The organism is Methylophaga sp. UBA2012, assembly GCF_002335235.1.
GTDB classification, from domain to species: domain Bacteria; phylum Pseudomonadota; class Gammaproteobacteria; order Nitrosococcales; family Methylophagaceae; genus Methylophaga; species Methylophaga thalassica.
The window spans coordinates 123185-136013 of record NZ_DDCG01000001.1; the positions used below are offsets into that span (position 1 = coordinate 123185).

15 protein-coding genes are annotated in these 12829 nt (G+C 43.8%); 9 read left to right on the forward strand and 6 right to left on the reverse strand.

What is annotated here, in order from left to right; all coding sequences use genetic code 11:
- Positions 1–5 precede the first annotated feature (5 nt).
- From B2248_RS00575 to rpe, 4 genes are read right to left on the reverse strand one after another with little or no spacing between them, the layout of a single operon-like run.
- Positions 6–584, reverse strand: coding sequence for an anthranilate synthase component II (locus B2248_RS00575; RefSeq protein ID WP_007145396.1), 579 nt, complete (start codon positions 582–584; stop codon positions 6–8).
- 15 nt (positions 585–599) lie between these two features.
- Positions 600–2096, reverse strand: a complete 1497-nt coding sequence (trpE, locus tag B2248_RS00580) for an anthranilate synthase component I (RefSeq protein ID WP_007145395.1) — start codon at positions 2094–2096, stop codon at positions 600–602.
- A complete protein-coding gene (locus tag B2248_RS00585) occupies positions 2077–2775 on the reverse strand; it encodes a phosphoglycolate phosphatase (protein WP_273181707.1) in 699 nt (232 codons plus the stop codon). Before B2248_RS00585 ends, trpE begins: the two co-directional genes overlap by 20 nt.
- Before the next feature lie 3 nt (positions 2776–2778).
- Entirely contained in the window at positions 2779–3471 is a 693-nt protein-coding gene (rpe, locus tag B2248_RS00590) for a ribulose-phosphate 3-epimerase (protein WP_007145393.1), read from the reverse strand.
- Between the two features lie 136 nt (positions 3472–3607).
- Here rpe and B2248_RS00595 point away from each other — a divergent pair, with 136 nt between their 5' ends.
- The 6 genes from B2248_RS00595 (at position 3608) to B2248_RS00620 (ending at position 9466) form a co-directional block, all read left to right on the forward strand.
- A complete protein-coding gene (locus B2248_RS00595) occupies positions 3608–4582 on the forward strand; it encodes a DUF3530 family protein (protein WP_273181704.1) in 975 nt (324 codons plus the stop codon).
- On the forward strand, positions 4582–5391 hold the full coding sequence (locus B2248_RS00600) for a hydrolase or acyltransferase SpeE (RefSeq protein WP_007145391.1): 810 nt from the start codon (positions 4582–4584) through the stop codon (positions 5389–5391). Before B2248_RS00595 ends, B2248_RS00600 begins: the two co-directional genes overlap by 1 nt.
- 54 nt (positions 5392–5445) lie before the next feature.
- Positions 5446–6003, forward strand: a complete 558-nt coding sequence (locus tag B2248_RS00605; protein WP_273181700.1) for a L,D-transpeptidase family protein — start codon at positions 5446–5448, stop codon at positions 6001–6003.
- A gap of 80 nt (positions 6004–6083) precedes the next feature.
- Entirely contained in the window at positions 6084–8252 is a 2169-nt protein-coding gene (locus B2248_RS00610; RefSeq protein ID WP_273181698.1) for a YgiQ family radical SAM protein, read from the forward strand.
- 80 nt (positions 8253–8332) lie between these two features.
- Positions 8333–8878 (forward strand): cytochrome b, encoded by a 546-nt coding sequence (locus tag B2248_RS00615; RefSeq protein WP_273181694.1) that lies wholly within the window; start codon positions 8333–8335, stop codon positions 8876–8878.
- 15 nt (positions 8879–8893) lie between these two features.
- On the forward strand, positions 8894–9466 hold the full coding sequence (locus B2248_RS00620) for a YceI family protein (RefSeq protein WP_273181691.1): 573 nt from the start codon (positions 8894–8896) through the stop codon (positions 9464–9466).
- A 1-nt stretch (position 9467) separates the two neighbouring features.
- Here B2248_RS00620 and B2248_RS00625 read toward each other — a convergent pair whose 3' ends face one another.
- Entirely contained in the window at positions 9468–9707 is a 240-nt protein-coding gene (locus B2248_RS00625; protein ID WP_007145386.1) for a hypothetical protein, read from the reverse strand.
- Positions 9708–9966: 259 nt separating this feature from the next.
- Between B2248_RS00625 and tsaB the strand changes: the two genes are divergently transcribed.
- Genes tsaB through cmoB form a run of 3 tightly spaced genes read left to right on the forward strand, consistent with a single transcriptional unit; the run spans position 9967 to position 12349 of the window.
- A complete protein-coding gene (gene tsaB, locus B2248_RS00630; RefSeq protein WP_273181689.1) occupies positions 9967–10650 on the forward strand; it encodes a tRNA (adenosine(37)-N6)-threonylcarbamoyltransferase complex dimerization subunit type 1 TsaB in 684 nt (227 codons plus the stop codon).
- Positions 10650–11384 (forward strand): carboxy-S-adenosyl-L-methionine synthase CmoA, encoded by a 735-nt coding sequence (gene cmoA, locus B2248_RS00635; RefSeq protein WP_273181686.1) that lies wholly within the window; start codon positions 10650–10652, stop codon positions 11382–11384. The genes tsaB and cmoA overlap by 1 nt, the downstream gene beginning before the upstream one ends.
- Positions 11381–12349, forward strand: a complete 969-nt coding sequence (cmoB, locus tag B2248_RS00640; protein ID WP_273181682.1) for a tRNA 5-methoxyuridine(34)/uridine 5-oxyacetic acid(34) synthase CmoB — start codon at positions 11381–11383, stop codon at positions 12347–12349. Before cmoA ends, cmoB begins: the two co-directional genes overlap by 4 nt.
- On the opposite strand, the gene B2248_RS00645 is transcribed toward cmoB, so the two are convergent.
- Positions 12346–12735 carry a hypothetical protein gene (locus B2248_RS00645; protein WP_273181679.1) on the reverse strand — a complete coding sequence of 130 codons (390 nt, stop codon included), beginning with the start codon at positions 12733–12735 and terminating at the stop codon, positions 12346–12348. The genes cmoB and B2248_RS00645 overlap by 4 nt on opposite strands.
- Positions 12736–12829: the final 94 nt, after the last annotated feature.

Sequence of the window (12829 nt, forward strand, 5' to 3'; positions counted from 1 at the left end):
AGGCCTTATCTTTGCAGGAAATTATTCAATAATTCATGACCTTGCTCGGTCAGGATAGATTCAGGGTGAAACTGCACCCCCTCAATAGGAAGTGTTTTATGCTCGATTCCCATGATCTCATCCAGCTCACCGTCATCAGTCTGAGTCCAGGCGGTAATATTGAAACAATCCGGCAAGTTATATTTACTCACAACTAATGAATGATAACGTGTTGCTTCCAGTGGGTTATTAAGCCCTTTAAACACGCTGGTGTTGTTGTGATAGACCTTAGACGTTTTTCCATGCATTATCTGGCTGGCATGAATGACTTCGCCACCGAACACTTGACCAATTGCCTGATGACCCAGACATACGCCCAGCATGGGTTTTTTCCCCGCAAAGTGTTTGATCACCTCCATGGAAATCCCCGCTTCATTTGGGGTGCAAGGTCCTGGTGACAACACAATTTTGTCTGGATTCATTGCTTCAATTTCAGCAATAGTGATTTTATCGTTACGATGAACAGCCACTTCTTCACCCAGCTCAGCAAAATATTGCACGAGGTTATAGGTAAAGGAGTCATAATTATCAATCATTAACAGCATGTATCTATTCCTAGGTTAGCTTTCTGCATGAGGATTGGCTTCCAATCCTGCTTCCGCCATGGCTACAGCACGAAAGATCGCACGAGCTTTATTCATCGTTTCTTTCCATTCCATTTCAGGTACTGAGTCATACACAATACCAGCACCAGCTTGGATATGAAGCAGATCGTTTTTTATGACAGCAGTACGTATGGCAATCGCGGTATCCATATTGCCTGACCAGGATAAATAACCAACCGCACCGGCATAAACGCCACGTTTTACCGGTTCTAATTCATCAATAATTTCCATTGCCCGCACTTTAGGCGCACCACTGACAGTCCCTGCAGGGAAGGTGGCTCTTAGCGCATCTATGGCTGACATATCATCCAATACCTGGCCGGTGACGTTTGAGACGATATGCATAACGTGAGAATAACGCTCAATCACCATTTTATCAGTCAATTCAACTGTACCTGTTTTGCTGACCCGGCCAACGTCGTTTCGACCTAAATCAATCAGCATCAGATGTTCAGCCAGCTCCTTGGGATCAGATAACAAATCCTGCTCCAGCGCAATATCTTCTTCTTCATTTTTGCCACGAGGACGAGTGCCGGCAATCGGACGGACAGTCACTTCCTGATCTTCCATGCGCACTAAAATTTCTGGTGATGAACCGACTACATAAAAGTCATCAAGATGCATGTAGAACATGTATGGGGAAGGGTTTAATGTCCGTAACGCCCGGTATAGATCAATCGGTGGTGCACTATAAGGAATGGTCAGGCGCTGAGATAAAACCACTTGCATGATGTCGCCATCATTAATGTATTGCTTCGCCTTTTCAACAGCATCAGTAAACCCTTGCTGGGTAAAGCCTGATTGAAAGTCTTCTTCGTTGACCTGTTTGTGAACTTTATTCTGTTGGAAGTTCATCGCCGTTTGGCGCAGCGTCTGAGTTAATTCATCCAGACGTTGTTGCGCGATACGGTAAGCATTTTCTGTGTTTGGATCCGCATGAACAATTAAATACAGACGACCACTGAGGTTATCAAAAACGACTAACTCATCCGATACCATCAACAAAATATCTGGGCATTCGAGTGGGTCAGACTCAGGGGCTTTATTCAGCCGGGATTCAACGTAACGTACAGTGTCGTAGCCGAAATAGCCAACCAGACCACCATTAAATTTTGGTAGTGAATCGGTTTCAGCCACTCGATAACGCGTTTGGAATTGTTCTATCCACGCCAGAGGGTCGTTTGCTTGTGCTGTTTCAATAACTTGCCCATCCTGTTCTACCACAATGTCCTTATCACGAACACGGACAATGGTGCGGCAAGGCAGACCAATCATCGAATAACGACCCCATTTTTCACCACCCTGAACAGATTCAAACAGGTAGGAGTAGGGCGCATCAGCCAATTTGAGATAAGCACTTAATGGTGTATCTAAGTCTGCTAAAACTTCCCGTGAGAGAGGGATGCGGTTGTAGCCTTCTGTGGCAAGTTGATCAAATTCTGACTGTTTCATTGCTTCTTTCTAAAAATAAGCTTTCCAGCTCTGCAAAAGTATCTATTACGGTATCGGGTGCAGCTGCAGAAATTGGCTGACCATGATTGTAACCGTAGCTCACGCATATAATGGCAAATCCTGCAGCGTTGGCTGCTTTTACATCATTGACGGAATCACCGATCATTAATGCCTTTTCGGGGGTAATCCGAAAGTAATCAACACCATACAGCAATGGTGCTGGATGTGGTTTTTTATGTGGTGTTGTGTCACCACATACCACAAGGTCAAAATAATCTTTCAGACCAAGCTTTTCAAGCAATGGCAGAGTAAATGTTTCGTCCTTGTTAGTGACACATGCTAATTTAATCTGCTTATCTTTAAGCCAATTCAGCCCTTTAAATACACCAGGGTAGACTTGGCTTTTTTCACATGGGAACTGTTGATAATAATCTAAAAACAGCGGTAATGCTTTTTCAAATAGCCCGACATCTGCTTTTTGTTCCATGTCACGTGTTAATGCTCGCTCAACAAGCCGGGGAATACCATTACCTACCCAACTTCTGACATCAGTTTCGCTGGCTTTGGCTAATCCTAAACTGCTGAGCATGTGATTGGTTGCATGAGTTAGATCCGGCACGCTGTCAACCAGCGTGCCATCAAGGTCAATAAAGACAACCTCAGGTAAATCTAACTTCATTAATTAGACGTTAGCTTTAGCTAATTCCTCACGCAGTGCTGCAATCACTGTTTCATAACGGTTAGGATCACTGTCTTTTGCCGCACCAAATACTGCAGAACCTGCAACAAAAGTACGCGCACCTGCTTCAGCAATTTCACGGATATTGTTGACGTTAACGCCACCGTCGATTTCTAAGTCAATATCGTAACCGCTTTCATCGATCATTTTGCGTGCTTGGCGTAGTTTTTCCAGTGTGTGTGGAATGAATTTCTGACCACCAAAACCTGGGTTAACTGACATCAGCAGAATACGGTCAACTTTGTCTAAAACATGTTCAGCCAGTGAAAGAGGCGTCGCCGGGTTGAATACCAAACCGGTTTTACAGCCTTCGCTTTTCACTAATTGCAGACTACGATCAATATGTTCTGAGGCTTCCGGGTGGAATGTGATGAAGGTGGCGCCAGCTTGAGCAAAGTCAGGGATGATGCGGTCGACGGGTTTCACCATCAAATGTACGTCGATTTCATGGGTGACACCATGTTTGCGTAATGCATCACACACTAATGGACCAATAGTCAGGTTCGGTACATAGTGGTTATCCATTACGTCAAAGTGCACAATATCAGCACCTGAAGCAAGAACGTTATCTACTTCTTCACCCAGACGAGCAAAGTCTGCAGACAGGATTGAAGGGGCAATTTTGAATTCAGCCATGATTGTCTCTCTTAAATCGAATAATAAAAACGTGATGTAAACCTGATACTTTACCGTATCGGCTTTCTTTTTTCAGCTTTTGAAATCAATAGGCTGAGATTATACTGGAGCGAGAAATCATGAGATGGAGTTGGACTTGCGAAAACTGCTGAAATTTATCGCTTTGCTGATGATGGCAAGTTATCTGCTACTGGCCTATGCTGCGGATGATGCAGAAGAGCCCAGCCAAGGTGATGAAAAGGAAACGGTCACCGAAGAAAATTCTCCGATTATGCTGCGCGAGCAGGGGAATGTTGAGGGGTATGTATCACTAACGGTCAGTGAGCAACCAATAGCGGCGACATATATGCCGGATAGTCTGGGTAAAGCCGCTGGTAAAGTCTTGATTCTGCCTGGGCGCGGTCAGGATATTGATAGTGACGGTGTTATTCATACACTTAGAATCGGATTGACTAAAGCCGGCTGGTCTACGATGACGGTGGCGATGCATTATGAGCTGAAACCGAATATTTATCTCGTGCCTTCAGATGCTGATAAAAAGCCAGAGACGGATTCTTCAGAAACAACAGCGACGGAGCCGACTACTGAAGACACGACGCAGCAACAGCCTGCTGAAGAAAATGCAGCAGCACCATCCGAATCCGGCACTGAGACTCCGGCAGCGGAAGGCGATGAGACAAAAGAGGATGTAGAACAAGCTCCTTATGTCGTGACAAATGAAGCTCGCATTGCAGGTGCAATAAGTTATTTGGCTGAGAAGCAGCAGACTGGCCCCACCATTCTTATCGGCTTTGGTGAGGCGGCTGAGTGGGTCAATGACAGCTTTTCTATGGCCAATGGCGAGGTGGGCATTATTTGGATTGATGCCAGTATGAATCAAGTCGAACCCATTAAAGTGAAAGCCATTCTTGATTTGATTTCAGACTTTCCTGCTCGACAAAATACTAATGCTATTCAACGTCGGGCTGAAATGATAAAAGCTCAGGCGATGAACTACGAACAACGAAGAATTGTGACGACTAGTCCAAACTTTTATGGCGTTGAGACTAATGTGCTTGGTATTGTCCGTGGCTGGTTGCACAAACATTTTATCGCCAAGGACGATACGTGATGCGAATTTACGGTGATGGAAACCTTATCCATCAAGCAGTTTCTGATGATGGTTTAATTGAAGTGGTTGATAGTGGCAATACACGATCATTACATTTCGGTACTTTTCCCAGACAGAGTTCCATGCGACTTAATCAACCGCATTATCTGGAGCTTAGTTACACTCAGGCCATGATGGGCTGTTTATTACTCAATCCTAATCCACAAAGGGTGTTGGTAATTGGTCTGGGCGGAGGCTCGTTGGTGAAGTTCCTGTTGCATCATTTTCCGGATTGCTATGTTGATGTAGTTGAGTATCGTCAGGATGTGGTCGAAGTGGCACAGTCATTTTTTCAGGTTCCGGTCGATAACCCCAACTTAAATATTAACCTTGGTGATGGTTATCTCTATGTCAATCAATGTTTTTATCAAACGGATTTTAGCTATGATCTGATTCTGGTCGATGCCTATGATCAAAATGGCATGGCAGCCAGTGTTGGCGTTCAGGCTTTTTTTGATGCCTGTTCAGGCATTCTGACAGACAATGGTGTGTTAAGTATTAATCTGTGGGGAAGTGAACGTGCCTTGTTTAACTCAACGATGGAAAGAATTAATGAGAGCTTTCAACAGCGTGCTATGATTCTGCCGGTTGAGAATAAGGGCAATGTCATTGCTTTAGCCACCAAGTTTAATGTGGAAAATGCGTATCTGAAAAAATTGCGCCAGCAAGTCAATAGTTTAGAAATGGTGTATCAAATTAACTTACCACGATCATTACAAAATCTCATCAGACAAAACCGAAACTTTATTCATCGTTTATTCGCGATTTAAGATTGGCTTTGTGTGAGAGGGGTTATCAGTCAGTCATTAGCTTATAGAGGTTTCATGAACAAGTGGGTTTTGCCGGTATTGTTGAGTCTGTTTTTATATCAACAAGTGAGCTGGGCTGATGATTTATACAAGATTGTGATTAAACGATCCGAAAACAAATTACTGATTGAAAAAAACGATAAAGTCATTCGTTCATATCATGCCGCAATAGGTAGTGGTGGCAGAAAAGCAAAACAGATGGAAGGCGATCGGCGCACGCCAATGGGTATTTATCATATCGTTGATATTAAAGACAGTGACCGATTTCATTTGTTTTTACAACTTGACTATCCCAGTGTCAGGGATGCGATCAATGGTTTGAAAGCCGGACACATTAAAAAATCGCAATATCGCAGAATTCTTGATGCGCATATTTTTGGTGGTATTCCACCACAAAATACTGCGCTCGGTGGTGTGATCGGTATTCATGGCATTGGTGTTGAAACCAAAGACAAACTTGAGATTCATCAGATGGCGAACTGGACTCAAGGCTGTATTGCGCTCAGAAATAAAGAAATTGATGAGATATTGAAGTTTGTCGGCGTGGGCACAGAAGTCAAAATCATGGAATAAAACCTGATTAAAATTGTCGGATATGCATCTGAATTTGCTAGAATATCGACGTTTATCGCTTTTATTCTTCTGGGGTCCACATGCAATCCGCGCCTGATCTGTTTTCCTACCGTAAATTCTGGGCACACCGTTTTGGTATCGCGCCTGAATTACCCATGACCCGAGAGGAAATGGATGCGCTGGGATGGGACTCTTGTGACATTATCATTGTGACGGGTGACGCCTATGTAGACCATCCGAGTTTTGGTATGGCGCTGATAGGGCGTTTATTAGAATCACATGGTTTTCGCGTTGGTATTATTTCTCAGCCCGATTGGACCGGCACCGACGATTTCACCAAACTAGGTAAACCGAATCTGTTCTTTGGCGTCACTGGCGGCAATATGGATTCTATGGTCAACCGTTATACTTCTGACCGTAAGATACGCAGTAATGATGCATACACCGCAGGTGGTTCAGGCGGAAAACGACCTGATAGAAGTGTCGTGGTTTACAGCCAGCGCTGTCAGGAAGCCTACAAAGGCGTACCCGTGATTATTGGTGGTATTGAAGCCAGCTTGCGCCGTATTGCCCATTATGACTATTGGTCTGAAAAAGTCCGCCGCAGTGTCATTATGGATTCTAAAGCCGATCTTTTGGTTTATGGTAATGGCGAAAGACAAGTGGTGGAAATTGCTCATCGTCTCGCTGCAGGTGAACCTGTCAGTGCTTTGACCGACATTCGTGGCACCGCCTATACCAAAAAGCATGAACAGCGTCCGGGCTGGTGGGAGAAAGATTCTACTTTGGTGGATACGCCTGGGAAACTCAATCCCCCTATTGATCCTTATCAGATGCAAACTGAAGAAAGTTGTGCAGATGAAAAAGCCAAAACAGAACAAAATAAACCGGCTGAAAATACCAATGTTATTAAAATTCATCGGGTTTCACCACGAAATGCAGACCGTACCGTCATTCGACTGCCTGCCTACAATGCAGTGAAAGATGATCCGGTTACCTATGCCCATACTTCACGTATTTTGCATCTGGAAACCAACCCAGGTAATGCGCTGGCTCTAGTACAGCAACATGGCAATCAGGATGTCTGGTTAAACCCACCGCCGATACCGTTAACTACAGCCGAAATGGATGCTGTGTTTGATTTACCTTATAGTCGTGTACCGCACAGTGGTTATGGCAAGATGACCATTCCCGCCTACGATATGATCCGTTTTTCCGTCAACATCATGCGTGGCTGTTTTGGTGGCTGTACATTCTGTTCTATTACCGAACATGAAGGACGTATTATTCAGAGTCGTTCTGAAGACTCCATTATCAGAGAAGTGGAAGCGATTCGTGATACGACGCCCGGTTTTACCGGTGTGATTTCTGATTTGGGTGGTCCAACGGCCAATATGTATCGTCTAGCCTGTAATGATCCTCAAATTGAGGCCAGTTGTCGTCGTTTGTCGTGTGTATTCCCTGGGGTGTGTAAAAATCTGAATACAGATCACACGCCTTTGATTAGTCTCTACAAACGCGCCAGATCGTTACCCGGCATTAAAAAGATTCTGATTGCTTCCGGTTTGCGATATGACCTGGCGGTTTTATCACCAGAGTATGTCAAAGAGTTGGTGACTCATCATGTGGGGGGCTATCTGAAAATTGCACCGGAGCATACAGAAGAAGGTCCGCTGCAACAAATGATGAAACCCGGCATTGGCACTTACGATAAATTCAAACAGATGTTTGATAAATATTCGAAAGAAGCAGGTAAAGAGCAGTATTTGATTCCATATTTTATCGCCGCACATCCGGGTACAACCGATAAGGATATGATGAATTTGGCACTTTGGTTGAAGCGCAATGGTTTTAGAGCCGATCAGGTTCAAGCCTATTTACCTTCTCCAATGTCAGCCGCTGCGGCCATGTATCACTCGGGCAAGAACACCTTGCATAAAGTAAGACGTAACGGTGGTGATATTGAAGTCCCGAAAGGGTTGAAAGTGCGTCGATTGCACAAAGCTTTTCTTCGTTATCACGATCCTGAAAACTGGCCAATGTTACGTGAAGCATTAAAAAACATGGGGCGTGCAGATTTGATCGGTAATGGCAAAAAACATTTGATCCCCAGTTGGCAGCCTGCTGGCACCGGAGAAAATGGTGAAGGCCGCCGTGTTACGCGTAAGGCAAAAAATGTACAAAGTTTTCGCACTCAGCATACAAGACCGGGAAAAACCAAAGTCAAAGCCAAAAGACGTCAGCGCTAATAAAAAATATTATTATTTGAGAAACATTTTTAATTGACCGTGGTCAATGTGCCTATCACCAATTTTTAATAGGGACATTAATGAAATCGAACCAGAGTTCTCGTTATGACTTTTTATCGATTTTTCTTCATTGGCTAGTCGCTGTTTTTATTATTGGCCTGTTTGCATCTGGCCTGTGGATGGTCGATCTTGGTTACTACGATGATTGGTATTATCAGGCTCCCTGGTGGCATAAAGGCATTGGCGTTATAACGGCAGTATTGATTGTGTCACGCTGGGCATGGAGCCTGTTTCGTCAGCCTCCTGCCGCCATTTCCTCTATTCCTTATTGGCAACATCTCGTTGCAAAAATTACACATCAAGCCATGAATATCGTGGCGTTGATTATTGTTATTAGTGGCTATGTCATGGTCACAGCGAAAGGTGATGGCCTCTCTGTTTTTGATTGGTTTACGATTCCCGCATTCATTTCAAACAAACCCGCTTGGGTAGATCCGGCGGGGGCAATTCATTTATGGGCCGCGTATTTTCTGATTGCGATGGCAACAGTTCATGCTCTGGCTGCAATTAAACATCACTTTATCGATAGAGACTCAACGCTCAAGCAGATGCTTGGCATCAAATAAAACCAGGAGAAAAAAATGAGACAGACGCTTTTAGCAACATCATTATTAGGATTGTCAGCGATAATGCCTGCTTATGCGGCAGATTATGTGATTGATACTGAAAAAGCCCACGCTTTTATTGATTTCCGTATTCAGCATTTAGGCTACAGCTGGATGAGTGGACGTTTTAATGATTTTTCTGGCACGTTTTCTTATGATGCAGAAAAACCGGAAGCATCAAAAGTGGATGTAGATATTGATGTGACCAGTGTTGATACTAACTTTGCCGAGCGTGATAAACATCTACGTGAACGCTTTCTGGAAACGGATAAATTTCCTAAGGCCAGCTTCAAATCTACTTCATTTAAACAGCAGGATGATGGCAGTTTAATGGTCACGGGTGACTTTACCTTACACGGCGTGACCCATGAATTGAGCTTCCCTGTCGAAAAAGTAGGAGAAGGCGCCGATCCATGGGGTGGCTACCGTGCCGGTTTTGTTGGTGAAACTGAATTTACTATTTCTGACTACGGCATTAATGTTGATATGTTAGGTCCATCATCACAGGTAGTGTATTTAACTTTGTCGATTGAAGGCATTAAACAATAAGTCAGATTTGTTTGGCGAGGTTATAAAGCCTGTCAAATTCTTCAGATAAGCTGCTTGCTGGTACAGAACGTCCCGCGCGTTGGTACCAGTAAGCAGCATTTCCTTTGTCGCCTTCAACATAATGAAGATAACCATGAATCATGCAGGCAAAACTATCTTCATAGTTTTGAATGAGTCTGTGAGCACCGTTCCAATCGCCTTGTGCGGCCAATTCCAATGCTTGTAAATGTTGTATAGCCATTGCCAACCTCCAGAAAAGTTTGACAATAGCTATGCTATAACAGATTGAATTGAATGAAAATTCTAGTTGCTTCCGATAAGCGTCAATAAGCCAGCAATAAAGGCAAACGGTGAGGTGACGATGACAAATATCAGTTTGCCAATTTCGCGTAATACATAAATCGCATCAATGAATAAAGCCATGATTTACTCCGTTGAATTTGATTGTATGCATTATAATGCGCGATTGTGACACTCAAATGACCGGCTAATAAGCACCTATGAATATTCTCGCACTCGATACCTGCACAGAAATGTGTTCTGTCGCCATCTTAAAAAATGGTGAACTGTTTGAGCAATCCCTTCTGACTCAACGGGGTCATTCAGAAAAAATACTAGGTATGCTGGATGAGATTTTATCCCAGGCGGATTGTCGCCTTGCTGATATGGACTGTATTGCTTTTGGCCGCGGGCCTGGTTCATTTACCGGGGTTCGCGTTGGAGTCAGTGTCGCTCAGGGAATTGCTTTTGCGGCTAAATTGCCAGTCGTACCCGTTTCAACCTTAGCCGCCGTCGCGCAGCGTGCAATCGATGAACATGGTGCTGATCATATTGCCGTGGCAATGGATGCACGTATGCAGGAAGTCTATAGCGCTATATATCAATCTGTTGATGGTCTGGCTGAGTTATCGGGAGAGGAAAGGGTATGCTTACCTGAGCTGATTTGCTTGGACAATGATTCATCTTTTTTTGCTGCTGGTAGCGGTTGGAAAGAGTATGAAGAGCTAATGACAACAAAGTTCTCTGGCCAAATTCATGGCATGGATAATCAGCTGTTACCGACAGCTGCTGCCATTGCAAAACTGGCTGTAAAGCAGGTTGAAAATGGTCATGCTTTAGCTGCTGAACAGGCTATGCCCGTTTACCTTCGCGATAATGTCGCCAAGAAAAAAGGTGAACAGTGATGGTGAAAAAGCAAGACACCATCTACGCTGCACCATTAGAACAAATGGTGGATTTCCGCTTTGATGAAAAAGTGGTCGATGTCTTCCCTGATATGATTCAGCGTTCGGTACCAGGCTATGCAACACTGATATCTAACATCGGTATCATTGCGGCAAAGTATGCTGTAGATAATAGCCATTGTTATGATTTGGGCTGTTCACTTGGTGCAGTGACTTTATCGATGCGGCAGCGGATAAAAAAACAGAATTGCCAGATTATTGCCGTTGATAACTCGCCTGCCATGATTGAAAAAGCACATCACATATTGCTGGCCGACAAGGCCTCTGATATTGGTGTTCAACTGGTTTGTGAAGATATCGCTGATACGGTCATTGAAAATGCTTCCGTAGTGGTAATGAATTTCACCTTACAGTTTATTCCATTGGCGCAACGCCAGACATTAATCAATCAAATCTATAAGGGTTTAAAACCCGGTGGCATATTAATTCTGTCAGAGAAACTGGCATTTGCTGATACCAACATTAACCAGTTTCATATTGATGCCCATCATGATTTCAAGCGAGCAAATGGGTACAGCGATATGGAAATTAGTCAGAAAAGAACAGCCCTTGAAAATGTGTTAATACCTGAGTCACTAGAACAACATCAGCAGCGTTTACGTGCTGCCGGATTTGGTTTTACTGAAAAATGGTATCAATGTTTTAACTTTGTCTCGATGGTTGCCATAAAGTGATATACCAGCCTTTATATGAATATCTTGATGCCGCTGGATTACAAGGCTGGCGTCAGATATTAGAACAACAAATCAATCAGAAATTAGCAGAAGAAACGCACGGTAAAATGCCTTTGTGGCAAGACGCACTTGCAGCATTACCGGTTATCACGCCCAGTCAGGTCGAGTTACAGTCAGAAGTCAGAATCGGTCAGCAAAAAGATTTGAATGGTGTTGATATTGACGCGCTGAAAACTTGTTTGAAAGCGTTTCATCCCTGGCGTAAAGGTCCTTATCGCTTTTTTGATATTGAGATTAATACCGAATGGCGATCTGACTGGAAATGGGACAGAGTATTACCGCATATCAGTCCATTAGCTGGCAGACGCGTATTAGATGTGGGTGGTGGCAATGGTTATCACGGCTGGAGAATGCTAGGCGAAGGGGCTGAGTTTGTCATGGGCATTGATCCAACGCTGGTTTTCACCATGCAATATCATGTCATGCAACGTTATATCGCCAATAATAAACACTTCGTTGTTCCTATCGGTATCGAGCATATGCCGGAAAAACTGGCCTGGTTTGATACCGTATTTTCCATGGGGGTGTTATATCACAGGCGCTCCCCGTTAACTCATCTTATGGAGTTACGTGATTGCCTGAAGCCGGGTGGTGAGTTGGTGTTGGAAACGCTGATTATTGATGGCCCTGAGGGCATGAGTCTGATTCCAGAGTCACGTTATGCCAAGATGCGAAATGTCTGGTTCATCCCCAGTAGCGAGACCATGATGGTGTGGTTAAAAAAATGCGGTTTTAAAGAGGTGCGTTGCGTAGATGAAAATGTCACGTCACTCGATGAGCAACGAAGCACTGAATGGATGACATTTGAGTCACTGAAAGACTTTCTTGACCCGAATGATCTTACAAAAACAATAGAAGGGTATCAGGCCCCCAAACGTGGTGTATTTATCGCTAAAGCGCCTTAGAGGGCTGTAGCACCTGAGGTGATGGATATCCATTGGCCGTTGCTGTTTTTGCAGGCATCCAATGATTTTGTTTCAGTTTGATCGTCTTTTTTGATGACAAGATCATAGGCCAGACAGGGGTAGTGACCATACGAGTAATGATGGTCAATGATGATTTCATAAGCTGTGCCAGTCACTTCATTTTTCCAAAAATGACTTTTACCGATGGTTTCCGTCGACAGAATTTTTTGTGTTTGTTGCAGGTCGTGTGTTGTCATGGCTGTGTCGGTATCAATACCGGCCTCGACACCTGCTAACAAATCTAACGACGCTTCTGTGTTGGTAACTATGCTCGCAAGGCTGATACTGACTATGCCTAATAAATAGAGCCGTTTGTTAGAAAACATAGACATCCGTAACTGGAGTAGAAAAACGTTATTTAAACATGAGCGATTAACTCGTTGGCATGGAGTTAATACGATTTATAAATAACAGGATTAA

Excerpts from the sequence above, each read along its gene's own strand:
- B2248_RS00575 (WP_007145396.1), bottom strand. The coding sequence starts at position 584 with ATGCTGTTAATGATTGATAATTATGACTCCTTTACCTATAACCTCGTG.
- B2248_RS00620 (WP_273181691.1), top strand. The coding sequence starts at position 8,894 with ATGAGACAGACGCTTTTAGCAACATCATTATTAGGATTGTCAGCGATA.
- B2248_RS00610 (WP_273181698.1), top strand. The coding sequence starts at position 6,084 with ATGCAATCCGCGCCTGATCTGTTTTCCTACCGTAAATTCTGGGCACAC.
- B2248_RS00585 (WP_273181707.1), bottom strand. The coding sequence starts at position 2,775 with ATGAAGTTAGATTTACCTGAGGTTGTCTTTATTGACCTTGATGGCACG.
- B2248_RS00615 (WP_273181694.1), top strand. The coding sequence starts at position 8,333 with ATGAAATCGAACCAGAGTTCTCGTTATGACTTTTTATCGATTTTTCTT.
- cmoA (WP_273181686.1), top strand. The coding sequence starts at position 10,650 with ATGGTGAAAAAGCAAGACACCATCTACGCTGCACCATTAGAACAAATG.
- B2248_RS00605 (WP_273181700.1), top strand. The coding sequence starts at position 5,446 with ATGAACAAGTGGGTTTTGCCGGTATTGTTGAGTCTGTTTTTATATCAA.
- B2248_RS00645 (WP_273181679.1), bottom strand. The coding sequence starts at position 12,735 with ATGTTTTCTAACAAACGGCTCTATTTATTAGGCATAGTCAGTATCAGC.
- rpe (WP_007145393.1), bottom strand. The coding sequence starts at position 3,471 with ATGGCTGAATTCAAAATTGCCCCTTCAATCCTGTCTGCAGACTTTGCT.
- trpE (WP_007145395.1), bottom strand. The coding sequence starts at position 2,096 with ATGAAACAGTCAGAATTTGATCAACTTGCCACAGAAGGCTACAACCGC.
- tsaB (WP_273181689.1), top strand. The coding sequence starts at position 9,967 with ATGAATATTCTCGCACTCGATACCTGCACAGAAATGTGTTCTGTCGCC.
- B2248_RS00600 (WP_007145391.1), top strand. The coding sequence starts at position 4,582 with ATGCGAATTTACGGTGATGGAAACCTTATCCATCAAGCAGTTTCTGAT.
- B2248_RS00625 (WP_007145386.1), bottom strand. The coding sequence starts at position 9,707 with ATGGCTATACAACATTTACAAGCATTGGAATTGGCCGCACAAGGCGAT.